Genomic DNA, 21,463 nt, shown 5'->3' on the forward strand with positions numbered 1-21,463 from the left:
TGCGGGGTGGACCGGCGGCCGTCGGGGCGGAGGGGACATCCACGCGGCGGCCGCCGGTGCGCAACCCCCGAGGGGCACCCGGGAGGGTGCGCACACCCGAGGGTAGGACGGGCCGCTCCCCGCCACCCGCCGAACGGCACGGCGGCCCGGAGAAATGGTCCGGCCGGCCGCGGACGTACCCCCACCCGCCGAGGTGGCGGCGCTCAGTCCGTGGCGGCCCGCTTGCTGCTGGTGCGGACGTTGCGCACGATGTCGCGGCCGAACGTCACGTCGAGCCGCTCGGCCACCGCGAGCTCCAGCACCGCGAGCATCGCCTCGCCGGAGACCCTGCGCAGGTTGCCGATCACCTCGTAGAGGCGCGGCCACTGGTCGTCGGGGCGGCCGTCGGCGTCGAAGGGCTGCCAGACCTCGCCGAGGAACAGGTCGACGTAGATCTTCGCGATGCCGTCGGCGTGGTGGCGCAGCTGCTCGACGACGTCGAGGGAGCGGGTCATCGGGATACCCATCTCCGTCATCGCCTGCGCCGCCGCCATCAGCCGGGGGCTGGTCTCCTCGTACTGGGCCGTCCCCGACTGGTCCGGGCCGATCTCGGTGAGCAGGCCCATCTTCTGCGCCCGCTTGACCAGGTTCGGGTCGGTCTCGTCGAAGCGCTCGACCAGCTCGACGAGCGAGACGATCTGCCGGTCCTCCACCGCGAACAGGCTGCGGACCGTGCGGATGAAGCGGACGACCTGCTCGGTCGACCCGCCGGTGGTGTCGAGCAGCTTCTTGATGACGTCGAGCTTGACGCCCTCGCCCTGCAGCTCCTTGATCAGGTCCAGGCGTGCCTCGTGCCCCGGCCCGTAGTAGCCGGTGCGGGCGCGGACCTCCGGCGGGGGCAGCAGGCCGCGGGCCTGGTAGGCGCGGATGTTGCGGACGGTGACGCCGCTGACGCGGGCCAGCTCGTCGATGGTCCGCAATTCGACATCGCCGTCTTCCTCTAGCATGTGACACACCTTATCAGTCGACTGCTGTTGCTATGTGACATCAATTCGTGCTGAACTGATGTCATGTTCAAGGCGCTGGTCGCACTCACCACCCCTCTGCTGCCCGAGGACTACCTGTCGCTGGTCGACCCCCTGTGGTCGACCACCGAGCTGCGCGGCCGGGTCGTCGGCGTCCGTCGCGAGACCGACCGCGCCACCACCCTGACCATCCGTCCCGGCCGCGCGTGGACCGGGCACCGCGCCGGCCAGTACGTGCGCATCGGCGTCGACGTCGCGGGGGTGCGGCACTGGCGCACGTACTCGCTGTCGGGCCCCGAGGGCGAGGCCGACCTCACGATCACCGTGCAGGCGCTGCCCGACGGGCTGGTCTCGCGGCACCTCGTCGACGCCACCCCGGTGGGGTCGATCGTGCGGCTGGAGCAGGCGGCCGGCGATTTCGTCCTCCCCTCCCCCGTCCCGGCGAAGCTGCTGATGGTCACGGCCGGCAGCGGCATCACGCCCGTCATGAGCATGCTGCGCACGCTCGGCGCCCATCCCGACGTGGTAGTCCTGCACAGCGCGCCGACCGCGGCCGACGTCATCTTCGCCGACGAGCTGGCCGCGCGTCCCGGCACCGTCGTCCGGCACACCACCGAGCACGGCCGCCTCGACCTCGCCGAGCTCGACGCCCTGTGCCCCGACTGGCGCGACCGCGAGGCCTTCGTCTGCGGCCCCGCCGGCCTGCTCGACGCCGCCGAGGAGCACTGGGGGGAGGCCAGGGCGCGCCTGCACCTGGAGCGGTTCACCCCGCCCGTCCGCTCGACCGGCGGCGCGGGCGGCACCGTGACCTTCGGCGACCGCGACGTCGAGGTCGACGGCGGCGCCAGCCTGCTGGAAGCGGGCGAGGAGGCCGGGGTGCTCCTGCCCAGCGGCTGCCGGATGGGCATCTGCTTCAGCTGCATCCTCCCGCTGCGCGACGGCCAGGTGCGCGACCTGCGCACCGGCGAGATCCACGGCGAGCCCGGCGACATGGTCCAGACCTGCATCACCGGGGCGACCGGCACCGCCCGCCTCGACCTCCGACCCGCTGAGGAGAACCGATGACCAGCACGTTCGACGTCCCCACCGGCACCCCCACCCCGCCCGTCCGCACGGTCGCGTCGCGCCCGTCCCCGGTCGCGGCCGGCCTGACTGAGGCGCAGGTCGAGGAGCTCGGCCGGCGCCTGGACGCGATCCGCGACCGCGTCGTCGCCGACCGCGGACAGCGCGACGCCGACTACATCCACTCCGTCATCCGGACGCAGCGCTACCTCGAGGTCGGCGGCCGCGCACTGCTGTTCGCCGGGATCCTGCCGCCCGCGTGGGTCGCCGGCACGGCGATGCTCTCGGCGTCGAAGATCATCGAGAACATGGAGCTGGGCCACAACATCATGCACGGCCAGTGGGACTGGATGCGGGACCCGAAGATCCACTCCAGCACGTGGGACTGGGACAACACCAGCCCGGCCGAGGCGTGGAAGTACACCCACAACTACGAGCACCACACCTACACCAACGTCGTCGGCCGCGACCGCGACGTGGGCTACGGGATCCTGCGCATGTCCGACGAGCAGCAGTGGCGGCCCTACTACCTGTTCAACCCGCTGTGGAACGCGCTGCTCGCCACGTTCTTCCAGTGGGGCGTGGCGCTGCACGACCTGGAGGCGGAGAAGATCGCCGCGGGCGAGAAGAGCCTGCGGTCGGTGTGGCCGCAGCTCAAGGCGATCGGGCGCAAGGTGCGCCGCCAGTTCACGAAGGACTACCTCGTCTTCCCGGCCCTCGCGGGCCCGTTCTTCCTGCCGGTGCTGACCGGGAACGCCACGGCGAACCTGGTGCGCAACCTCTGGTCGCACGCCGTCATCTTCTGCGGGCACTTCCCCGACGGCGCGGTGCAGTTCTCCGAGGAGCAGCTCGACGGCGAGACGCGCGGCCAGTGGTACCTGCGCCAGATGCTCGGCTCGGCCAACCTCGAGGGCGGGCCGCTGTTCCACCTGATGACGGGCAACCTGAGCTTCCAGATCGAGCACCACCTGTTCCCGGACCTGCCCAGCAACCGGTACGCCGAGATCGCCCCGGAGATCCGGGCGATCTGCGCGGAGTACGGGCTGGAGTACACCTCCGGCCCCCTGTGGAGGCAGTACGCCCAGGTCCTGCGCACGATCAACCGACTCGCCCTGCCCCCGAGGAAGGGCACCGCCCCCGAGCCGACGGCCCTGACCCCCGAGCCCGCCCCTCCCCTGGCCGCCTGACACCCGCGCCGCCCCGCGCCCCGCCCCCGCCCCGCCCCGGTTGCAGTGGGGTGGCTCCACTCCGATCCGGTTGGAGTGGAGCCACCCCACTGCGACACGTCCGGGGCGACGGTCGGCTCCCCGCCGCGGATCGGGGCGGGGTGACGGGGGTCGCGGGCGGTGGGCGGGCCGCGGGGCGGATCGGCCGGGATACTGGGAGCCATGTCCGACACCGCGCCCCCCGCCCCCACCTCCACCGACGTGCTGGTGGTGGGCGCCGGACCGGCCGGGTCGGCGGCCGCGGCGTGGGCCGCGCGGCACGGGCGCGACGTCGTCCTCGCCGACGCCGCCACGTTCCCGCGCGACAAGGCCTGCGGCGACGGCCTCACCCCCCGCGCCATCGCCGAGCTGGAGAAGCTCGGCCTCGGCGACTGGGTCCGGGCCCACGGCACCAACCGCGGCCTGCGCGCCACCGGGTTCGGGCAGGTGCTGGAGCTGCCGTGGCCCGGCGGGTCGCTGCCCGACCACGGCGGCGCCGTCCCCCGCCTGGAGCTCGACGCCCGCATCCGCGACGTCGCGCTCAAGGACGGGGCCGTGCCCGTCGAGGGGGCGAAGGCCGTCGACGTGACGCGCGAGGGCGACCGCGTCACCGGCGTCGTGTTCGACGACGGCGCCACGATCCGCTGCGAGCGGCTCGTCGTCGCCGACGGCGCGCGCTCCACCCTGGGCCGCGTGCTGGGCCGCGAGTGGCACAAGGACACCGCCTACGGCGTCGCCGCCCGCGGGTACGTGCGGTCCGGCCGCAGCGACGACCCGTGGATCTCCTCGCACCTGGAGCTGCGCGGCGAGCAGGACGAGGTACTGGCCGGGTACGGCTGGGTGTTCCCGCTGTCGGACGGCGAGGTCAACATCGGCGTCGGCACGCTCGCCACCGCGAAGCGCCCCGCACAGATCCGGCTGCGCAGCCTCATCGAGCACTACACCGACGCCCGCCGCGAGGACTGGCAGCTCGACGGCCCGGTCCGCGCCCCGATGTCGGCGCTGCTGCCGATGGGCGGCGCCGTGTCGAACGTCGCCGGGCGCAACTGGGCCCTGATCGGCGACGCCGCGGGCTGCGTCAACCCGCTCAACGGCGAGGGCATCGACTACGGCCTGGAGACCGGCCGCCTCGTCGCCGAGCTGATCGCGCAGGACCGCGACCTGTCCGTCGCCTGGCCCGCCACCCTGCGCACCCACTACGGCCAGGCCTTCTCCATCGCGCGGCGCCTGGCGGGGCTGCTCACGCTGCCGCGGCTGCTGCCGCTGGCCGGCCCGGTCGGGATGCGGTCGCGCGCGCTGATGACGGTGGCGCTGCGCGTGATGGGCAACCTGGTCACCGACGCCGACCGCGACCTCACCGCTCGCGCCTGGCGCGCCGCCGGGAAGCTGAGCCTGCGGCTCGACGAGCGGCCGCCGTTCCCCGCGGCGGATCTGCGCACCGCCCGGGTGTAACTCCGGCGGCCCCGCGGGCCTCCTCCTGGTGAGACCTCCCCCGATCACCCGGAGACCACGATGACCGCTTCCCTCCCGCGCCCCGCCCGCGTCGCCGCCGCGGTCGGTGCCGCCGCGCTGCTCGTCCTGCTCGGCACCGCCTGTCAGCGCCCCGTCGACGCCCCGTCCGGTTCGGCCGCCCCCGCCGCCTCCGCCCAGGAGGCGGGCGACGACGCCACCCCGCTCGACGCCTGCGCCCTCCTCCCGGCCGACCAGGTCGAGGACCTGATCGGCCCGAACGACGGCGGCGTCGCGACGAGCGCACCCGGCAGCAACGGCGGCGGCTGCGTCTGGACGAACGAGGAGAACTACTACTCGGTGTCCATCGACTGCGGCCAGACCGGGACCGCGGTCGACGGCGAGCTGCCGCCGTGGGAGCCGGCACTGGGCCCGGAGGTGCCGCTGCCGGACGGCATGCGCGAGTTCGGCTCGAACAGCGGCAGCGTCCAGTTCGTGGCCGACACCCGCGACTGCCTCACCCAGGTGGTGCGCAGCGCGAGCGGCGGCGACCTCGACGCCGCCGTCGTGCTGGCCCGGCAGATCCGCGACGAGCTCTAGCGGGCGGCGCCCGCCGGTCGGTCACCGACCGGCGGGCGCCTGCCCCAGCCGGGCCTTGATGTCGGTCTTGAGCACCTTGCCCACGGTCGACCGCGGCAGGTCCGGCCAGACCTCCACCTGCTTGGGCGCCTTGACGCTGCCGATCCGCGCCTTGACGAACGCGATGAGCTCGGCCTCCGGCGGCGGCTGCGCACCGGGCTGCAGCTGGACGACCGCGACGACCCGCTCGCCCCACTTCTCGTCGGGCAGGCCGACGACACCGCAGTCGCGCACGGCCTCGTGCGCCATCAGCGCCTGCTCGACCTCCGCCGAGTAGACGTTGAAGCCGCCGGTGATGATCATGTCCTTGGCGCGGTCGACGACGAAGAGGAAGCCGTCGTCGTCGAGGTAGCCGATGTCGCCGGTGTGGTGCCACCCGTGCTCCGACGCCTCGGCCGTCGCCTCGGCGTTGCGGTAGTACCCGGCCATCACCAGCGAGCTGCGGACCACGATCTCGCCGCGCTCGCCGTCGGGCAGCAGCGTGCCGTCCGACGCCATGATCCCGACGGTGACCAGCGGGCCCGGCCGTCCCGCGGACGACAGCCGGTGGCGCGCCACGGATCCGTCGGCCAGGAAGTGGTCGCGCGGCGCCATCATCGACACGAACATCGGCGCCTCGGACTGGCCGAACAGCTGCGCCATCACCGGCCCGATCTCGGTGAGCGCCTGCTCGAGCCGGGCGGGCGACATCGGCGCCGCCCCGTACCAGAAGCACTGCAGCGAGCCGAGGTCCGTCGTGGGCAGGTCCTCGTGCGCGAGCAGCATGTAGATCACCGTCGGCGGGAGGAACGTGTGCGTGACGCCGTGCCGCTCGACGAGGGCGAGGAACCCCCCGACGTCGGGTGCGGGCATGACGACGATCTGCCCGCCGAGCGAGAGGACCGGGAAGCAGAGCACCCCGGCCGCGTGCGTCAGCGGGGCCATGGCGAGGTAGACCGGACGCCCCTCGAAGGGGTAGCCCATGAGCGCCAGCGCCGTCATCGTCTCGATGTTGCGGTCGGTGAGCTGCACGCCCTTGGGCCGCCCCGTCGTGCCGCCGGTGCCGACGATCATGACGGTGTCGCCGGCGGCGTCGGCGGAGAAGTCCGTGCCGTCGGCCAGCCAGTCGTCGAGCTCGTCGAGGCACACCACGGTGGCGACCTGCGGCAGGTCCATCTCCGCCACCATCGGCGCGTAGGCGCGGGAGTGGAACAGGGCGACGCAGTCGAACAGGTCGAGGAGCTCGGCGTTCTCGGCCGCCCCGTTCCGCGGGTTGATCGGGCACCACACCGCGCCGCGGCGGGCGATGCCGAACACCGTGGCGAACGCGACCGGGTCGTTGCCGGACAGGATCCCGACCTTGTCCCCGGCCGCGACGCCCGAGCGCGCGAGCGCCCGGGCGACGGCGTGGCTGTGGTCGACGACGTCGCCGTAGGTGAGCGTCGTGGACCCCATGACCAGGCAGGGGGCGTCCGGGCCGAGCGACGCCCCCTTGTCCAGGTAGCCGGTGAGGCTCACATCCCCATACCGCCGTCGACGGGCAGACCCGCCCCGTTGACGAACCGGGAGGCGTCGGAGGCCAGGAAGACCACCGCGTCGGCCATGTCGGCGACCTCGCCGAGGCGGCCCGACGGCGTCAGCTCCACGACGGCGCCGACGGCGGCGTCGGGGCTCTCGAACAGCCCGAGCCCGCTGGTCTCCACCGCGAGCTTGACGCCCATGTCGGTGGCGACCAGGCCCGGGTAGATGCAGTTGACGCGCACGCCGTAGCCGAGCTTGCCGGACTCCATCGCGGCGACGCGCGTGAGCCGGTCGACCGCGGACTTGGTGGCGGAGTAGCCGGCGATCGCGGGGAACGCGATGGTGGCCGCGACCGAGGAGATGTTGATGATCGAGCCGCCGTTGCCCGCCGCACCGCCGGGGCGCATGGCGCGCAGACCGTGCTTGAGGCCGAGCATCGTGCCGAGCACGTTGACCTCGAGCATCGTGCGGATGTCGTCCGGCTCGGTGTCGACGATGAGCTGGGTGACCTCGACGCCGGCATTGTTGACGACGATGTCGAGCCCGCCGAGCTCCGCGACGGTGTGCGCGACCGCGGCCTCCCAGTCGCCGTCGCTGGTGACGTCGAGCGGGACGAACCCGCCGCCCTCGAGACCCGCCGCGGTCTGCTCGCCGACGTCCTTGAGCACGTCCGCGATCATCACGCGGGCCCCCGCCGCCGTGAGCGCCTGCGCCATGCCGGCCCCGAGCCCGCGGGCGCCGCCGGTGACCAGCGCGCGCCTCCCCGTCAGATCGAACGTGGTCATCCGTGGTCCTCTCGTCATCGCCGGTGATGCGGAGCACAACGTAGGACCGCCTTTGGACGAGTGTCAAGACTTCTCTGGACAGGTGTCCAGAGGAGTAGAGTCACGCCGTCATGCCCACCGCAGAGCGCGTCGCCGGACGCCAGGTCGACAAGTTCGAGGAGCGCCGCCGCGAGCTCGCGGACGCGGCGCTCGTCACCCTGTCCGAGCTCGGTTACGCCCGCACCAGCCTCCGCGAGATCGCCCAGAACTCCGCGTTCAGCCACGGCGTCCTGCACTACTACTTCCGCGACAAGGTCGACCTCATCACCTACTGCGTCCGGCAGTACAAGGCGGCCTGCGTCCTGCGCTACGACCAGATCGTGGCCACGGCCGACACCCCCGACGCGCTCGCCGCGGGCTTCGCCGACGGGCTGGTCGCCACGCTCGTCGAGGACGCCCGGATGCACCGGCTCTGGTACGACCTGCGCTCCCAGGCGCTGTTCGAGGAGTCCTTCCGCGCCGACGTCCTCGACATCGACGCCACGCTGGAGCGGATGGTCTGGCGCATCGTCAGCCGCTACGGCGAGCTGCGCGGGGAGCCGGTGCCCACGCCGTCGGCGATGACCTACGCCCTGTTCGACGGCCTGTTCCAGCAGGCACTGCTGCGGCACTTCGCGGGCTCCCCCACCGCCGGCCCCGACCTGCACGACCGCGTGCTCGACCTCCTCGGGCGCCTGCTGCCGTGACCGACCGGGCCGCCGTACTCGCCGCGGAGCGGGAGGCCACCGTCGAGCGGGCCGCGGCGCTGGCGCGGCAGGTCGCGGACCTCGCGGAGCAGCAGGCGCACACCACCCACGACGACGAGCACGATCCCGAGGGCGTGACGATCGGGTTCGAGCGCGCGCAGCTGCAGGGCCTGCTCGCCGGGGCGGGCGAGGAGATCGAGGCGCTCGACCGCGCCGGCGCCCGCCTGGCCGCGGGCACCTACGGCCGGTGCGTGCGCTGCGGCGGCGAGATCGCCCCCGAACGTCTCGACGCGCTGCCGGCCGCGGAGACCTGCATCGCCTGCGCCACGACGCGGCGTCGCTGACTATTCACTCGAACGGCGCACATCGTTGCGCCGAACGGCCGCGTTGATCCGTCGAGTCGTGACCGTCGGACGCCGCCGGCGGTCGCACGACCGTCGAGGAGGACGGCCAGTGTCGAACGGGAAGCATCGTCTCGGGGGGCTGGGGCGCCGCGCGCGCCTCGCGATCGTGGGAGGTGCCGCGGTCGCGCTGACGATCGCGTCGCTGACCGTCCCGGCCGTGGGCCGCGAGGCGTCCGCCGAGCCGAAGGGCGAGGGCGACTGGGTCTCGGCGTGGTCGGCCGCGCCGCAGGGCCCCTCCACCCTCGGGGACTTCGGGGCGGAGCTGCTCAGCGGGAGCCAGCAGGTCACGGCCGTGCAGGACGTCGTGCCGCCGCCGACCACGTTCTCCGACGAGACGATCCGCCAGGTGCTCTACCTGCACCACGGCGGCAGCGCGGTGCGGGTGCAGCTGTCCAACGAGTTCGGCGACCGCGACGCGACGTTCCCCGCGATCACGGTCGGCATCCGGGACGGCGACGCCGGGGCGGCCGTGGAGCCGGGCACGCAGCGCGACGTGACGTTCGGCGGAGAGCCCTCGGTGACCATCCCGCAGGGCGGCACCGTGCTCAGCGACCCGGTCGACCTCGCCACCGAGGCGTTCGACCACCTCGTGCTCAGCATGTTCGTGCCCGCGGGCAACGGGGCCGCCACCGTGCACGGCAGCCACATGCAGACCTTCTTCACCGCCCCCGGCGACGCGACCGCCGCGGAGGGCGACGGCGGGTTCGCCGAGCGCGGAGTCGTGCTGAACAACTACACCTCGACGCTCACCACCGCCTCCTACTACGCGACGGTCGTGCAGGTCGAGGGCCAGCCCGGCGACCGGACCCTCGTCGCGTTCGGCGACTCGATCACCGACGGCTTCCTGTCCACCGGCAACACCGACAGCCGCTACCCCGACGTGCTCGCCCGCCGGCTCAAGGCCGACCCCGACACGGCGCACCTGTCGGTGATCGGCCAGGCGATCAGCGGCGGCCGCGTCACCGGCGACGGGATCGGCCCGTCGGGCCTCTCGCGCATCGACGAGCAGATCCTCGCCCAGCCCAACCTGGGCGGCGTGATCTTCCTGCAGGGCATCAACGACCTCGGCACCGCGGCCCTGCAGGGCCTGCCCGCCACCGCGGACGACCTCATCGCGGCCTACCGCGAGATCGCCGACCGGGTGCACGCCGCCGGCGTGCCGATCTACATCGGCACCCTCACCCCCGCCGGCAACGTGCTGCGGCCGACGCCCTACGGCGTCTACTCGATCCCGTCGCAGGTGGCCGAGCGCAACGCGACCAACGAGTGGCTGCGCACCGAGGGCCGAGAGGTCTTCGACGGCGTCATCGACTTCGACGCCGTGATCCGCGACCCGCTGGTGCCCGACTGGATCGCGCTGCAGTACGACGCGCTGGACAACCTGCACCCCAACGACAACGGGTACCGGGCGATGGCCGAGTCCATCCCGCAGGAGTTCCTGGACGAGATCGCCGCGCGCTGACCGTAGATTGCCCGCATGGCGCGGACGATCAGGTTCCACGAGACCGGCGGGCCCGAGGTGCTCCGCATCGAGGACCTGCCGGTCCGCGCGCCCGGTCCGGGCGAGGTCCGGATCCGGGTCGACGCGGTCGGGCTGAACCGGGCGGAGGTCAACTTCCGCCGCGGGACCTACCTGGAGCAGCCGGTGCTGCCCGCCGGGCTCGGGTCCGAGGCGGCGGGTGAGGTGCTGGAGACCGGCCCGGACGTGCCGCGCTGGCGGCCGGGCGACCCGGTCTGCGTGATCCCGGCGTTCTCCCAGAACGACTACCCGGTCTACGCCGAGGAGGCCGTGGTCCCGGCCGCGGCGCTGCTGGCCCGCCCGCCCGGGATGGACGCCGTCACGGGCGCGGCGGTCTGGATGCCGTTCGTGACCGTGTACGGGATGACCCAGGAGATCGTGCGGGTCCGGCCGGGCGACCACGTCGTCGTCACCGCGGCGGCCAACAGCATCGGGCTCGCGGCGGTGCAGGTGCTGCGCCACCTCGGCGCGGTCCCGGTCGCCACGGTCGGCACCGACGCGGGCCGGGACGTGCTGCTCGACGCCGGGGCCGCCGCCGTCCTCGTCGACGACGGCTCCGACCTGGCCCCGGCCCTGCGCGCGGCCACCGGCGGGGCGGGCGCCGACCTCGTCCTCGACGCCGTCGGCGGGCCGCGGGTCGCCGAGCTCGTCCGGGCGTGCGCGCGCGGGGGCGCGGTGATCGTCCACGGCGGGCTCTCCGGCGAGCCCACTCCCCTGCCCGGCGGCCGCTACGCCCCGGTCTGGATGCGCCGCTACACCGTCTTCGAGATCACCGGCGACCCCGCCGCCCTGCGCCGCGCGGAGCACTTCGTGCGGGCCGGGCTGGCCTCGGGCGCGCTGGTGCCGTCGGTCGACCGGGTCTTCGACCTCGACGACGTCGCGGCCGCGCACGCCTACGTCGACTCGCCCGACCGGGCGCCGGGCAAGCCGGTGCTGCGGACTACTTCCCGGAGATGATGCCGCCGGAGCCGCCGTCCTTCTTGTCCCTCTTCTCGGCGCGCTTCTCCTTGATGGACTTGCCGGACTTCTTGCTCGCGGACTGACGGGGCGACTTGTCGGACACGGGAACTCCCTGGTCGCGCGCGGGGCGCAGTGGGGTGGGACCGCCGGGAACCGGTCCGGGCGCACATCCTTCGCTGCTGCCGGACCCGGTGTGCGGGACGGGAGGAGCCCCGGGCGGCCGGAGACCCGACGCTACGCGCGACCGGGACCGGGGTCCAGGTACTCGGGCTGCAGGATCCCCATCCGCAGGGCGTTGCGGTAGCGGCCGTCGGCGAAGAACTCCTCGCGCAGCTCGCCCTCGGTCACGAACCCGACCTTCCGGTAGACGTGGATGGCCGCGGCGTTCTCGACGTCGACGACGAGGTACACCTTGTGCAGGTTGAGCACCGCGAACGCGTAGTCCAGCGCCGCCCGGGTCGCCTCGCGCGCGTACCCGCGACCCTGGTGGGCGGGGTGCACGATGATCTGGAACTCGGCGCCGCGGTGGATGTAGTCGATCTCCACCAGCTCGACGATCCCGGCCCGCTCCCCGTCGGCCTCGATGACGAAGCGGCGCTCGCGGTTGTCGTGGACGTGCCGGTCGTAGATGTCGCGGAGCTCCACCAGCGCCTCGTAGGGCTCGGTGAACCAGTAGGACATGATCCGGGAGTCGTTGTTGAGCGCGTGCACGAACCCGAGGTCGTCGCGCTCGAGGGCCCGGAGCCGGATCGTCATGGCGCCATCCTCCCCGCTACCCGCCGACGACCTCCAGGCCGTCCGCCACGGCGCCCCGGCGGCCGAGGACCTCGCCCACCCGGGCGCGGGTCGCCGCGTCGGCCGGCACGACCCGCACGGCGTCGGCGCCGAGGTCGATGTGCAGCGGGACGGCCTCGGCCCGGGTCACGGCGAACCCGCCGTCGGCGCCGCGGGTGAAGGTGAACCGGGCGATCACCGAGTCCTCCGTGGCGAACCCGCGGGTGGAGTGCTGGGCGACGTGGTTGCCCAGCCCGTACGCCGCCCACTCCCCGTCGACGCGCTCGAACGGCTGCACGACGTGCGCGTGGTGGCCGAGCACGAGGTCGACGTCGGGCGAGACCAGCAGCGCGCGCACCGCCTCCACCTGCACCGGCGACGGGTCCGGGTCGTACTCGCTGCAGCAGTGCACGCTCGCGACCACCACCTCCGCCCCGGCCGCCCGCGCCCGCGCCGCGGCCCGCAGCGTCGCCGAGACGTCCGGGGCGTCGAACGTGTCGACGGCCCACTCGCGGCCGGCGGGCGGTGCCACCCCGTTGAGCGAGAACGTCACCGCGACGTGCCCCACCCGCACCCCGCCCGCGTCGACGACCGTCGGGGGCTCGTCGGCGCTGCGACGGGTGCCGGTGTGCGCCACCCCGGCGGCGTCGAGCGCGTCGAGCGTGCGGACCAGTCCGTCGAACCCGTCGTCGAGGGAGTGGTTCGACGCCGTCGAGCACACGTCGTAGCCGGCCCCGGCCAGCGCGTCGACGATCTGGGGCTGCACCGCGAAGCTCGGGTAGCCGCGGAACGGCCCGTCGGGCCCGGCGACCGGCGTCTCCAGGTGGCAGATCGCCAGGTCGGCGGCCTGCAGCAGCGGGGCGACGGGGGCCAGCACCCCCGAGAAGTCGTACCCGCCCCCGCCGGCCGCACCGGCGGTGAGCGACCCGCCCTGGTGGATCAGCACGTCGCCGGTGGCGACCAGCGTGAACTCCTGCGGCGCCGCAGCCGCGACCGGCGGAGCGGGAGGGGCGGGCGGCGCGGGCGGCGCGGCGCAGGCCGCGAGCAGCGCGCAGCCCAGCAGCCCGGCGCGCAGGCGCCCGCTCACCGGTCCGACGGCGGCGGCAGCACGCCCGGGGCCGGGCGCAGGCCGTCCACCAGCAGCGCGAGGTAGCGGCGCACGTCGGCGGGGTCGGCGTCGTGGTCGCGCACGGTGGCGAGCGCCATCACCACGACGGCGGCGAGGTCGCGGGCCAGCAGCTCGGGCCGCACCAGCCCGGCGTCGGCGGCGCGGCGCAGCGGCCGCTCCATGGAGCGCAGGTACCCGTCGACGAGGTCGACGTCGATCGCGCCCACCTCACGGGCCAGCCGCAGCACCGTGCGGTGCGCCGCGAACGACTCGACCGACGCCTCGAGCATGCCGACGAGGTCGCGCCACGGGTCGTCGGTGACGACCTCGGTCGCCGGGGAGATCTCCGTGGTCAGGACGTGCTCGACGACGGCGCGCACGAGCTGGTCGCGGTTGCGGAAGCGCCGGTAGAGGGTGGCGGCGCCGACCCCGGCGCGGCGCGCGACCTCGTCGAGCGCCACACCCGGGCCGACCTCCTCGAACGCGACGCCCGCGGCCGCGACGATGCGCTCGTGGTTGCGCGCGGCGTCCACGCGCATCGCCCGGCCCGCCGTCATGGGCGGACTATCTCACCCGATGACCCGCAGCGCCCCGGACGGACAGAGCGAGACGGCCTCGCGGGCGGCGGCCTCGTCGGCCCCCTCCGGCTCCTCGACGAGCACGAGGACGATCCCGTCGTCGTCCTGGTCGAACACGGCCTCGGCGTTCATGACGCACAGGCCCGCGCCGATGCACACGTCCCGGTCGGCGGCGATCTTCACGGCGTCCTCCTCATCGGGGCTCTCCTCACCAGGTGACGGGCAGCGAGTGCAGCCCGTAGACGAAGTGGAACGCGCGGAACGCGACGTCCTCGATCGGCACCGCGACCGCGAGGTCGGGGAACCGGCGCAGCAGCGCGGGGAACGCGATCCGCATCTCCATCCGCGCCAGCGGCGCGCCCAGGCAGTGGTGCACGCCGTGGCCGAACGCGAGGTGGCCCATCGCGCCGCGGGACACCTCGAGCACGTCGGGGTCCTCGACGTGGGCCGGGTCGCGGTTCGCGGCGGGCAGGGCGCACAGGACCAGCTCCCCCGCCGGGATCGTCCGGCCCGCGAGCTGGACCTCGGTCGTCGTCGTCCGCGCGACGCCGGTGTGCACGATCGAGAGCCAGCGCATGAGCTCCTCGACCGCGGCGTCGACGACGGAGGGGTCGTCGCGGACCTGCGCGAGCTGGTCGGGGTGGCGCAGCAGCGCGAGCGTGCCCAGCCCCAGCATGTTCGACGTCGTCTCGTGCCCGGCGACGAGCAGCAGCGACGCGATGCCGGCGAGCTCGTCGTCGCTCATCTCCTCGCCGTGCTCGCGCACCAGCATCCCGAGCACGTCCTCGCCCGGGTCGGCCTTGGCCCCCGCGACCAGCCGGTCCATGTACGCGCGGCTCTCCCGCTGCAGCGCGATCCGCTCGTCCATCGGGATGGAGAGGTCGAGCTGGCGGCCGGTCCGGTGCTGGAACTCGGCGCGGTCGGCGTAGGGCACGCCGAGCAGCTCGCAGATCACCAGCGACGGGATCGGCAGCGCGAAGGACGGCACGAGGTCGGCCGGGCTGCCGGCCGCCTCCATCGCGTCGAGGTGCTCGTCGACGATCTCGACGATCCGCGGCTCCAGCCGCTTCATCCGGCGCACCGTGAACTCCGGGGTGAGGAACCGCCGCAGCCGCGTGTGGTCGGGCGGGTCGGCGGCGAGCATCTGCCCGGCCATCGCCCGGCGCTTCTCCTGCTCGGAGCGGGTGTCTCCCGGCATGCGCAGGGCGAGGCCACCGGCGTTGCTGAAGCGGGTGGCGTCGCCGAGCACCTCGCGCACGTCGTCGTGGCGCGCGATCAGCCACGCGGGCACGCCGAACATCGACTCGACGCGCCGGATCCCGTCCCCCTCGCGGACCTCCGTCAGCTCGGCGGCGGGATCGAAGCGGTCGCGCCGCATGTGCAGCGGCGGAACGGGTGGTGCCTGGGTCATCCGATCGTCCTCTCCCCGACGTGCTCGACCCACCCGACGCTACCACCGAAGTGAGAGTGCACTCTCAGTTAGGACGAACCGGGCGATCTACGTGAACAGCGCCGCCCGGAGCACGCGCACCTGCTCCGCCCGGAACGCCCGCGCCACCGGACGGTCCGCGAACAGCGCGTCGAACCCGTGGAACGCGCCGGGGACGACGTGCCGCTCGCACGGCACCCCCGCCGCCTCCAGCCGGTCCGCGTACGCGAGGTCCTCGTCGTGGAACAGGTCGAGCGTCCCCACGCCGATCCAGGCGGGCGGCAGCCCGGCCAGGTCGGAGCGGCGGGCCGGGGCCGCGTACGGCGGCACGTCGGCCGAGCCGGGCTCCCGTCCGAGGTAGGACGTCCAGCCGTAGCGGTTGCTGCGCGGGGTCCACACGCGCACGCCGCGCGTGTCGACGTCGGTGCGCAGCACGGTGCGGTCGTCGAGCATCGGGTAGACGAGCAGCTGGAACGCCGGCCGGACCGCCGCGCGGTCGTGGGCGCACTGCGCGAGCGCCGCCGTGAGCCCGCCGCCCGCGCTGGCCCCGCCGATCGCGATCCGCTCCGGGTCGACGCCCGGCTGGTCCGCCAGCCACCGCAGCGCGGCGTGGGCGTCCTCCACCGCCGCGGGCGCCGGGTGCTCCGGGGCCAGGCGGTAGCGGATCGCGGCGACGGTGATCCCGAGCTCGCAGGCGAACGCGACGCTGCCGGCCTCGTCCTGCTCGGGCGACCCGACGAGGTACCCGCCGCCGTGGCTCCACAGCAGCGCGGGCGCGGTTCCCCGCAGCGAGCGGGGCCGGTGGAGCCGCAGCGACACCCCGGGCGCGGTGACGTCGGAGATCTCGACGTCGTCCGGGGCGGGCGGCGTGCGCACAGGAAGCCGCCGGGCGAGCGCGACGGTGCGGGGGCCGAAGGACAGGGGCGGGATGAACCGCCCGAGCCTCAGGTCGTGGTGGAAGGTGGGCACGGCTCCTCCTCGGGTGGTCCGGCGATCATGCCGCACCACCCGAGGGGGGCGGATCAGAGCAGCTCGAGGATGGTGGCGTTGGCCTGGCCGCCGCCCTCGCACATGGTCTGCAGGCCGTAGCGGATGCCGTTGTCGCGCATGTGGTGCACGAGCGTGGTCATCAGCCGGGCACCGGAGCCGCCGAGCGGGTGGCCCAGCGCGATCGCGCCGCCGTTGGGGTTGAGGGCCTTGGCGTCGGCGCCGATGTCGGCGAGCCAGGCCAGCGGCACGGGGGCGAACGCCTCGTTCACCTCGAACGCGCCGATCTCGTCGATCGACAGGCCGGACTTCGCCAGCGCCTTCTGCGTCGCCGGGATCGGCGCGGTCAGCATGATCACCGGGTCGGCGCCGGCGAGGACGGCGGTGTGCACGCGCGCGATCGGCGTCAGGCCCAGCTCGCGGGCCTTCTCGCTGGTCGTCATGAGCAGGGCCGCGGAGCCGTCGGAGATCTGCGAGCTGTTGCCCGCGGTGATCGTGCCGCCCTCCGGCCTGAACACGGTCTTGAGCCCGGCCAGGCCCTCGACGGTGCCGCCGCGGCGGATGCCCTCGTCCTTCGCGACGCCGGCGACCGGCGCGATCTGGCCGTCGAAGCGGCCCTCGTCCTGCGCCGCCGCGGCCTTCTCGTGGCTGGCGATCGAGTACTCGTCGAGCTGGGTCCGGGACAGGCCCCAGCGCTCGGCGATCATCTCGGCCCCGACGCCCTGGTTGGGCCGCGCACCGTCGTAGCGGGCGGCGAAGTCGGCGCCGTACGGGTCGGCCCCGTTCAGCGAGGACCCCATCGGCACCCGGCTCATCGACTCGACGCCGCCGGCGACGACCACGTCGTACTGGCCCGCGACCAGCCCGGCCGCGGCGAAGTGCACCGACTGCTGGCTCGACCCGCACTGGCGGTCGACGGTGACACCGGTGACCGTCTCGGGCCAGCCCGCCGCGAGCACGGCGGTGCGCGCGATGTCGAAGGTCTGCTCGCCGATCTGGCTGACGCAGCCCCAGATCACGTCGTCGACCACCGACGGGTCGACGCCGCTGCGCTCGGCCAGGCTGCGGAGCGCGTGCGCCGACAGGTCGACCGGGTGCACCCCGGACAGGCCGCCGTTGCGCTTGCCCACCGGCGTGCGCACGGCCTCCACGATCACTGCGTCCCGCATGACCCACTCCGTCTCCCGCGGGGCCTCGTCACCCCGGCGTAACAGTCAGTCCTGACCCTACCTCCGCGGAGGTCGCCGTCAACCCCGGTGCGGAACGCGCGACGCGCGTCACAGCGGGGTGCCGGGGAGGGGGCACGGGGGCGGCGGCCGCCGGGTGGCCGCCACTCCGTTGTGGCGGCCGGTCGTGCCCGTGGAGTAGACCAGACCGGCGCCCCCGATCTCTACGGCTGGGGTGGCTCAGGTCTCCAGGAGCACCCGGGCGGTGTCGACCCACTGGGCGATGTGCGGGTCGCGGCGCGGGTCGCGCCGGTCGAAGGCGTAGACCAGCGCCACGCCCCGCATGCTGGTGAGCAGCAGTTCCCGGAGCTGGGCGTACCGCGGGTGACCGGCCAGCTCGGGGCCCCACATGGCGTCGACGCTCGCCCGGATCGCGCCGCCCAGGCGTCGCTCGTTCGGCAGGAGCGACTCGGCGATCCCGTCGTTGGTGCGCGCCGCCGTCCACAGCTCGACGGCGGCCCAGAAGTAGGGCTCGTGGTAGGTCAGCCACATGAACTCGATGACCTGGGTGATCCGGTCGACGCCCGCCACCCCGGCGTCCAGGCCGATCCGGTCGGCGGCCTCGCGCACGCGCCGGCCCGCGAGGTGCTCGGCCGCGGCGACGAGCAGCGCCTCCCGCGACGGGAAATGGTGCAGCAGCCGCCCCCGCGACACCCCGGCCCTGGCCTGGATCGCCAGCGTGCTGGCCGCGCTGAACCCGTCCTCCACCAGGCACTCCACGGCCGCCTCGAGGATGCGCGACCGGCTGTCGACGGTGCGCTGCTCGCGGCGGGTCCGCTCGGTCGAGGAGGTGGGCACGGGGTCAGCCTACGGAGCACCGCGCGAAACGGTCAACGCTGATCGTCACGCCGGGCGGTGCGCGAGGGCGTCGACGTCCCAGCCGGCCCGGGTCGCCCCGGCCCGGTACGCGGCCTCGTAGAACTCCAGCACCGCGACGCGGCGGTCCGGGGCCGCGCGCGCGACCTCGTAGGGCAGGACCGCGAGGTGGCTCGCGCCGCGCTCGACCCAGCCGGCCCCGTGCGGCAGCGGGTCCTCGGCCAGCCCGGCCGGCTCCGGGGCGGTGTAGGAGTAGAACGCGGGCTCCGGGAACGTCGGGTCTCCGAACCAGAACCCGGAGCTGACGACCTCGCGGGAGTAGGCCTCGCGCGTCACGCGGTCGGTGCCCGGCGGGTGCTGCACGACCGTGTCGGAGAAGCGCGTGAGTGCGATGTCGAAGGTGTGCCAGAAGTGGTGCACCGGGCTGGTCTTGCCGGTGAACGCACCCGCGAACTCCTCCAGCAGGAGGTTCACCTGGCTGAGCACCTGCCAGTACCGGGTGACCGCGGCCGGGTCGTAGGTGGCGTGCTCGGTGTCGTCGGCGAAGGGCCGGTCGGCGTCGGGCAGGTCGAACGGGCGGGCCCCGTCGAGGACGGAGCCGTCGGCCCCGACGGCCGTCAGCGCGTCGACGAGGCCGGCGTGGAAGTCCGCGACCGAGCGCCCGACCAGCGGGAACGACGCCCGCCGCCCGTCGAGCGCGTCGACCGTCAGCCGGTGGTCGAGGAAGTCGAGGTCGATCGAGAAGGTCGGGTCCAGCCCCATCGGCCGGGTGGTCGTGCCCCGGCCGGTGAGGTGCAGGGGCACGTTCCACCAGTGGTTGCGCAGCGGGCTCGCGGCGAGCCGCACCTTGCCCACGACCTGAGCGAACCGGTGCAGGGTCGGGATCGTGCCGGACCAGCTCTCGTACGGGACGGCGGGGAGGAGTTCCACGGCCGTCGACGCTACCGCTCCCCCGCGTCCCCGCCCGCGGCCCGCACGATCGGGGCGACCTTCGTGCCGAGCAGCTCGATGCCGTGCAGCAGGTTGTCGTGGGCGAGGCGGACGTTCGTCATCTGCAGGGAGATGCGGTCGACGCCGCCCAGCGCGTCGGAGACGGCGAGCATCTTCGCGGCCACGGTCTCGGCGTCGCCGATGAAGTAGGCGCCGGTCGGGCCGGTGGTGGCCTCGTAGGCGCCGCGGGTGGGCGCGGACCCGCCGCGCTCCTTCGCGATCTTGGTGAAGATCTCCGACCAGCCGGGGTAGAAGTCGTCCTTCGCCTGCTGGGAGGTGTCGCCGACGAAGCCGAAGACGTGCAGCCCCACCTTCAGCGCCGCGGCGTCGTGGCCGGACCGGCGCCCGGCCTCGCGGTAGGCGTCGATCAGCGGCCGGAAGCGGTGCGGTTCGCCGCCGATGATGGCCACCATCAGCGGCAGCCCGAGCATCCCGGCCCGGATGAACGACTCCGGCGTGCCGCCGACGCCCAGCCAGATCGGCAGCGGGTCCTGCAGCGGCCGCGGGTAGACACCCTGCCCGGTCAGCGGGGCGCGGTGCTTGCCCGACCACGTGACCGTCGGGGACTCCCGGATGCGGAGCAGGAGGTCGAGCTTCTCGGCGAACAGGGAGTCGTAGTCGCGCAGGGACAGCCCGAACAGCGGGAACGCCTCGGTGAACGACCCGCGCCCGACGACCATGTCCATGCGGCCGCGCGAGATCAGGTCGAGGGTGGCGAAGTCCTGGAACACCCGCACCGGGTCGTCGGCGCTGAGCACGGTGACGGCGCTGTTGAGCCGGATCCGGCTGGTCCGCGCCGCGGCGGCGGCCAGCAGCACCGACGGCGCCGAGTCGTAGTACTCGCTGCGGTGGTGCTCGCCGATGCCGAAGGAGTCGAGCCCGACCTCGTCGGCGCGCTGGACCTCCTCCAGCAGGTGCGCCACCCGGTCCACCGGGCTGACGACCTCACCGGTGCCCGGGTCGGTGACGGCGGAGACGAAGCTGTCGATCCCGATGTGCATGCCTCCTATCCTGGCCCGATGGACCTGGAGTTCGCCGGTGAGGTGTGGCACTGGCGCGGCCCGGCACCGTACTTCTTCGTCACGGTCCCCGACCCCGAGTCCGCCGCCATCGAGTCGGCCTCGGCGCAGGTGACCTACGGCTGGGGCATGATCCCGGTCCGCGCCCGCATCGGCGCGACGCGGTGGACGACGTCGCTGTGGCCCAAGGACGGGCGGTACGTCGTGCCGCTGAAGGTGAAGATCCGCGCGGCCGAGGGCATCGAGCTGGGCGACGTCGTCACGGTGGGGCTGAGGGTGGACGTCTGAGGTCGGCGCCGCCCACCGTGCGGACGGCGACAGGGCGCGTACGCGACCGCTGTACTGCACTGTGCTGCGTTCCGCGGAACGCGCTGACCTGGGGTTGTTGCTCCTCCGACTGGATTCGAACCAGTAACCGCCCGATTAACAGTCGGGTGCTCTGCCGTTGAGCTACGGAGGACCGTATCGACGGGGCGCTAGCCCCGTCCGGCCCCGGAACCATAGCGCACCGCCACCGGGCGGACGGGCGGGGGTGGGTCGGGCAGGATGGGGTGGTGCCGGGGAGGTTCGTGCGCTACGTCGCCCTCGACGAGGACGCCGCGGGCACCGGCTACCCGTTCGACCTCCCCGTCGTCGACGGCCTGCGCCGCGCGTGGCTGACGCTCGGGCCGGGGGTCACGTTCCTGGTCGGTGAGAACGGGTCCGGCAAGTCGACGCTCGTCGAGGGCATCGCGGTGGCGGCCGGGTTCAACGCCGAGGGCGGGTCGCGGTCGTTCCGGTTCGCGACGCGCAGCAGCGAGTCGTCGCTGGGGCGGGCGCTGCGGGTGGGGCGGGCGCCGGGGCGGGAGAGGACGTCGTTCTTCCTGCGCGCCGAGTCGTACTACAACGTCGCGACGGAGCTCGAGAACATCGGCGGCGGGGTGCTCGACGGCTACGGCGGCGTCTCCCCGCACGACCGCTCCCACGGCGAGTCGTTCCTCGACCTGCTCACCCACCGCTTCCACCCCCGCGGCCTCTACCTCCTCGACGAGCCCGAGGCCGCCCTGTCCACCCGCGGCTGCATCCGCGCGCTGCGCCGGATCGACGAGCTGGTCCGCGGCGGGTCGCAGTTCCTCGTCGCGACCCACTCCCCCGTCCTGCTGGCCGTCCCGGGCGCCCGGATCCTGGAGATCGGCGACGACGGGTCGCTCACCCCCGTCCGCTACGACGACGCGCTGCCCGTCCGCACCACCCGTGCGTTCCTCGCCGACCCGGGCCGTCATGTGTGAAAATGTGGGAAAACGT

At 73.9% G+C, this 21,463-nt stretch carries 24 protein-coding genes and 1 tRNA gene; 10 read left to right on the forward strand and 15 right to left on the reverse strand.

Going from position 1 to position 21,463, the window contains the following annotated elements; genetic code table 11:
- Window positions 1–203: 203 nt before the first annotated feature.
- Complete coding sequence (locus tag H6H00_RS30605) at window positions 204–986, reverse strand: MerR family transcriptional regulator (protein ID WP_185719085.1); 783 nt, start codon at window positions 984–986, stop codon at window positions 204–206.
- 63 nt (window positions 987–1,049) lie between these two features.
- On the opposite strand from H6H00_RS30605, the gene H6H00_RS30610 reads away from it, so the two are divergent.
- The 4 genes from H6H00_RS30610 (at window position 1,050) to H6H00_RS30625 (ending at window position 5,320) form a co-directional block, all read left to right on the forward strand.
- Window positions 1,050–2,069, forward strand: a complete 1,020-nt coding sequence (locus tag H6H00_RS30610) for a ferredoxin reductase (protein ID WP_185719086.1) — start codon at window positions 1,050–1,052, stop codon at window positions 2,067–2,069.
- Window positions 2,066–3,253, forward strand: coding sequence for a fatty acid desaturase family protein (locus H6H00_RS30615; RefSeq protein WP_185719087.1), 1,188 nt, complete (start codon window positions 2,066–2,068; stop codon window positions 3,251–3,253). The genes H6H00_RS30610 and H6H00_RS30615 overlap by 4 nt, the downstream gene beginning before the upstream one ends.
- A 201-nt stretch (window positions 3,254–3,454) precedes the next feature.
- On the forward strand, window positions 3,455–4,723 hold the full coding sequence (locus tag H6H00_RS30620; protein ID WP_185719088.1) for a geranylgeranyl reductase family protein: 1,269 nt from the start codon (window positions 3,455–3,457) through the stop codon (window positions 4,721–4,723).
- Window positions 4,724–4,783: 60 nt separating this feature from the next.
- Complete coding sequence (locus H6H00_RS30625) at window positions 4,784–5,320, forward strand: DUF3558 family protein (protein WP_185719089.1); 537 nt, start codon at window positions 4,784–4,786, stop codon at window positions 5,318–5,320.
- Window positions 5,321–5,341: 21 nt separating this feature from the next.
- On the opposite strand, the gene H6H00_RS30630 is transcribed toward H6H00_RS30625, so the two are convergent.
- Window positions 5,342–6,856 (reverse strand): acyl-CoA synthetase, encoded by a 1,515-nt coding sequence (locus tag H6H00_RS30630; protein ID WP_185719090.1) that lies wholly within the window; start codon window positions 6,854–6,856, stop codon window positions 5,342–5,344.
- The gene (locus tag H6H00_RS30635) at window positions 6,853–7,644 is read right to left on the reverse strand and encodes an SDR family NAD(P)-dependent oxidoreductase (RefSeq protein ID WP_185719091.1); all 792 of its coding nucleotides are present in this window, start codon (window positions 7,642–7,644) and stop codon (window positions 6,853–6,855) included. Before H6H00_RS30635 ends, H6H00_RS30630 begins: the two co-directional genes overlap by 4 nt.
- Window positions 7,645–7,754: 110 nt before the next feature.
- Here H6H00_RS30635 and H6H00_RS30640 point away from each other — a divergent pair, with 110 nt between their 5' ends.
- The 4 genes from H6H00_RS30640 (at window position 7,755) to H6H00_RS30655 (ending at window position 11,249) form a co-directional block, all read left to right on the forward strand.
- Window positions 7,755–8,369 (forward strand): TetR/AcrR family transcriptional regulator, encoded by a 615-nt coding sequence (locus H6H00_RS30640; RefSeq protein WP_185719092.1) that lies wholly within the window; start codon window positions 7,755–7,757, stop codon window positions 8,367–8,369.
- Entirely contained in the window at window positions 8,366–8,713 is a 348-nt protein-coding gene (locus H6H00_RS30645) for a TraR/DksA family transcriptional regulator (RefSeq protein ID WP_185719093.1), read from the forward strand. The genes H6H00_RS30640 and H6H00_RS30645 overlap by 4 nt, the downstream gene beginning before the upstream one ends.
- 166 nt (window positions 8,714–8,879) lie before the next feature.
- Window positions 8,880–10,235, forward strand: coding sequence for a GDSL-type esterase/lipase family protein (locus H6H00_RS30650; RefSeq protein ID WP_185719094.1), 1,356 nt, complete (start codon window positions 8,880–8,882; stop codon window positions 10,233–10,235).
- Between the two features lie 15 nt (window positions 10,236–10,250).
- On the forward strand, window positions 10,251–11,249 hold the full coding sequence (locus H6H00_RS30655; RefSeq protein ID WP_185719095.1) for a zinc-dependent alcohol dehydrogenase family protein: 999 nt from the start codon (window positions 10,251–10,253) through the stop codon (window positions 11,247–11,249).
- Here H6H00_RS30655 and H6H00_RS32625 read toward each other — a convergent pair.
- The 11 genes from H6H00_RS32625 to H6H00_RS30705 form a co-directional block, all read right to left on the reverse strand.
- Window positions 11,233–11,355 (reverse strand): hypothetical protein, encoded by a 123-nt coding sequence (locus H6H00_RS32625; RefSeq protein ID WP_255425459.1) that lies wholly within the window; start codon window positions 11,353–11,355, stop codon window positions 11,233–11,235. The two genes, H6H00_RS30655 and H6H00_RS32625, sit on opposite strands and share 17 nt — an antisense overlap.
- Window positions 11,356–11,486: 131 nt before the next feature.
- On the reverse strand, window positions 11,487–12,008 hold the full coding sequence (gene speG, locus H6H00_RS30660; protein WP_185719096.1) for a spermidine N1-acetyltransferase: 522 nt from the start codon (window positions 12,006–12,008) through the stop codon (window positions 11,487–11,489).
- A gap of 16 nt (window positions 12,009–12,024) precedes the next feature.
- On the reverse strand, window positions 12,025–13,113 hold the full coding sequence (locus H6H00_RS30665; RefSeq protein ID WP_185719097.1) for a CapA family protein: 1,089 nt from the start codon (window positions 13,111–13,113) through the stop codon (window positions 12,025–12,027).
- Window positions 13,110–13,691 carry a TetR/AcrR family transcriptional regulator gene (locus tag H6H00_RS30670; RefSeq protein WP_221775725.1) on the reverse strand — a complete coding sequence of 194 codons (582 nt, stop codon included), beginning with the start codon at window positions 13,689–13,691 and terminating at the stop codon, window positions 13,110–13,112. Before H6H00_RS30670 ends, H6H00_RS30665 begins: the two co-directional genes overlap by 4 nt.
- 12 nt (window positions 13,692–13,703) lie before the next feature.
- Window positions 13,704–13,895 carry a ferredoxin gene (locus H6H00_RS30675; protein ID WP_185719098.1) on the reverse strand — a complete coding sequence of 64 codons (192 nt, stop codon included), beginning with the start codon at window positions 13,893–13,895 and terminating at the stop codon, window positions 13,704–13,706.
- A 25-nt stretch (window positions 13,896–13,920) separates the two neighbouring features.
- The gene (locus H6H00_RS30680) at window positions 13,921–15,123 is read right to left on the reverse strand and encodes a cytochrome P450 (RefSeq protein ID WP_185719099.1); all 1,203 of its coding nucleotides are present in this window, start codon (window positions 15,121–15,123) and stop codon (window positions 13,921–13,923) included.
- An 87-nt stretch (window positions 15,124–15,210) separates the two neighbouring features.
- On the reverse strand, window positions 15,211–16,110 hold the full coding sequence (locus H6H00_RS30685) for an alpha/beta hydrolase (RefSeq protein ID WP_185719100.1): 900 nt from the start codon (window positions 16,108–16,110) through the stop codon (window positions 15,211–15,213).
- A gap of 53 nt (window positions 16,111–16,163) precedes the next feature.
- Window positions 16,164–17,297, reverse strand: a complete 1,134-nt coding sequence (locus tag H6H00_RS30690; protein ID WP_185719101.1) for a thiolase family protein — start codon at window positions 17,295–17,297, stop codon at window positions 16,164–16,166.
- Between the two features lie 237 nt (window positions 17,298–17,534).
- Window positions 17,535–18,152, reverse strand: a complete 618-nt coding sequence (locus tag H6H00_RS30695; RefSeq protein WP_185719102.1) for a TetR/AcrR family transcriptional regulator — start codon at window positions 18,150–18,152, stop codon at window positions 17,535–17,537.
- Window positions 18,153–18,197: 45 nt separating this feature from the next.
- Window positions 18,198–19,100 (reverse strand): DUF5996 family protein, encoded by a 903-nt coding sequence (locus tag H6H00_RS30700; protein ID WP_185719103.1) that lies wholly within the window; start codon window positions 19,098–19,100, stop codon window positions 18,198–18,200.
- A gap of 11 nt (window positions 19,101–19,111) precedes the next feature.
- Window positions 19,112–20,161 carry an LLM class flavin-dependent oxidoreductase gene (locus H6H00_RS30705; protein ID WP_185719104.1) on the reverse strand — a complete coding sequence of 350 codons (1,050 nt, stop codon included), beginning with the start codon at window positions 20,159–20,161 and terminating at the stop codon, window positions 19,112–19,114.
- An 18-nt stretch (window positions 20,162–20,179) separates the two neighbouring features.
- On the opposite strand from H6H00_RS30705, the gene H6H00_RS30710 reads away from it, so the two are divergent.
- Complete coding sequence (locus H6H00_RS30710) at window positions 20,180–20,467, forward strand: DUF1905 domain-containing protein (RefSeq protein WP_185719105.1); 288 nt, start codon at window positions 20,180–20,182, stop codon at window positions 20,465–20,467.
- Between the two features lie 100 nt (window positions 20,468–20,567).
- Here the strand turns inward: H6H00_RS30710 and H6H00_RS30715 are convergent.
- A tRNA-Asn gene (locus tag H6H00_RS30715) sits at window positions 20,568–20,639 on the reverse strand.
- A gap of 94 nt (window positions 20,640–20,733) precedes the next feature.
- Between H6H00_RS30715 and H6H00_RS30720 the strand changes: the two genes are divergently transcribed.
- Window positions 20,734–21,447 (forward strand): AAA family ATPase, encoded by a 714-nt coding sequence (locus H6H00_RS30720; RefSeq protein ID WP_255425460.1) that lies wholly within the window; start codon window positions 20,734–20,736, stop codon window positions 21,445–21,447.
- Window positions 21,448–21,463: the final 16 nt, after the last annotated feature.

Origin of the sequence: Pseudonocardia petroleophila (assembly GCF_014235185.1) — a bacterium.
In the GTDB taxonomy this organism is placed as follows: Bacteria; Actinomycetota; Actinomycetes; order Mycobacteriales; family Pseudonocardiaceae; genus Pseudonocardia; species Pseudonocardia petroleophila.

Bases quoted from the DNA above. Each gene is read 5' to 3' on its own strand.
- H6H00_RS30635 (WP_185719091.1), bottom strand. From the start codon at position 7,644: ATGACCACGTTCGATCTGACGGGGAGGCGCGCGCTGGTCACCGGCGGC.
- H6H00_RS30670 (WP_221775725.1), bottom strand. From the start codon at position 13,691: ATGACGGCGGGCCGGGCGATGCGCGTGGACGCCGCGCGCAACCACGAG.
- H6H00_RS30710 (WP_185719105.1), top strand. From the start codon at position 20,180: ATGGACCTGGAGTTCGCCGGTGAGGTGTGGCACTGGCGCGGCCCGGCA.
- H6H00_RS30610 (WP_185719086.1), top strand. From the start codon at position 1,050: ATGTTCAAGGCGCTGGTCGCACTCACCACCCCTCTGCTGCCCGAGGAC.
- H6H00_RS30620 (WP_185719088.1), top strand. From the start codon at position 3,455: ATGTCCGACACCGCGCCCCCCGCCCCCACCTCCACCGACGTGCTGGTG.
- H6H00_RS30640 (WP_185719092.1), top strand. From the start codon at position 7,755: ATGCCCACCGCAGAGCGCGTCGCCGGACGCCAGGTCGACAAGTTCGAG.
- H6H00_RS30615 (WP_185719087.1), top strand. From the start codon at position 2,066: ATGACCAGCACGTTCGACGTCCCCACCGGCACCCCCACCCCGCCCGTC.
- H6H00_RS30625 (WP_185719089.1), top strand. From the start codon at position 4,784: ATGACCGCTTCCCTCCCGCGCCCCGCCCGCGTCGCCGCCGCGGTCGGT.
- H6H00_RS30605 (WP_185719085.1), bottom strand. From the start codon at position 986: ATGCTAGAGGAAGACGGCGATGTCGAATTGCGGACCATCGACGAGCTG.
- H6H00_RS30690 (WP_185719101.1), bottom strand. From the start codon at position 17,297: ATGCGGGACGCAGTGATCGTGGAGGCCGTGCGCACGCCGGTGGGCAAG.
- H6H00_RS30680 (WP_185719099.1), bottom strand. From the start codon at position 15,123: ATGACCCAGGCACCACCCGTTCCGCCGCTGCACATGCGGCGCGACCGC.
- speG (WP_185719096.1), bottom strand. From the start codon at position 12,008: ATGACGATCCGGCTCCGGGCCCTCGAGCGCGACGACCTCGGGTTCGTG.
- H6H00_RS30655 (WP_185719095.1), top strand. From the start codon at position 10,251: ATGGCGCGGACGATCAGGTTCCACGAGACCGGCGGGCCCGAGGTGCTC.
- H6H00_RS30705 (WP_185719104.1), bottom strand. From the start codon at position 20,161: ATGCACATCGGGATCGACAGCTTCGTCTCCGCCGTCACCGACCCGGGC.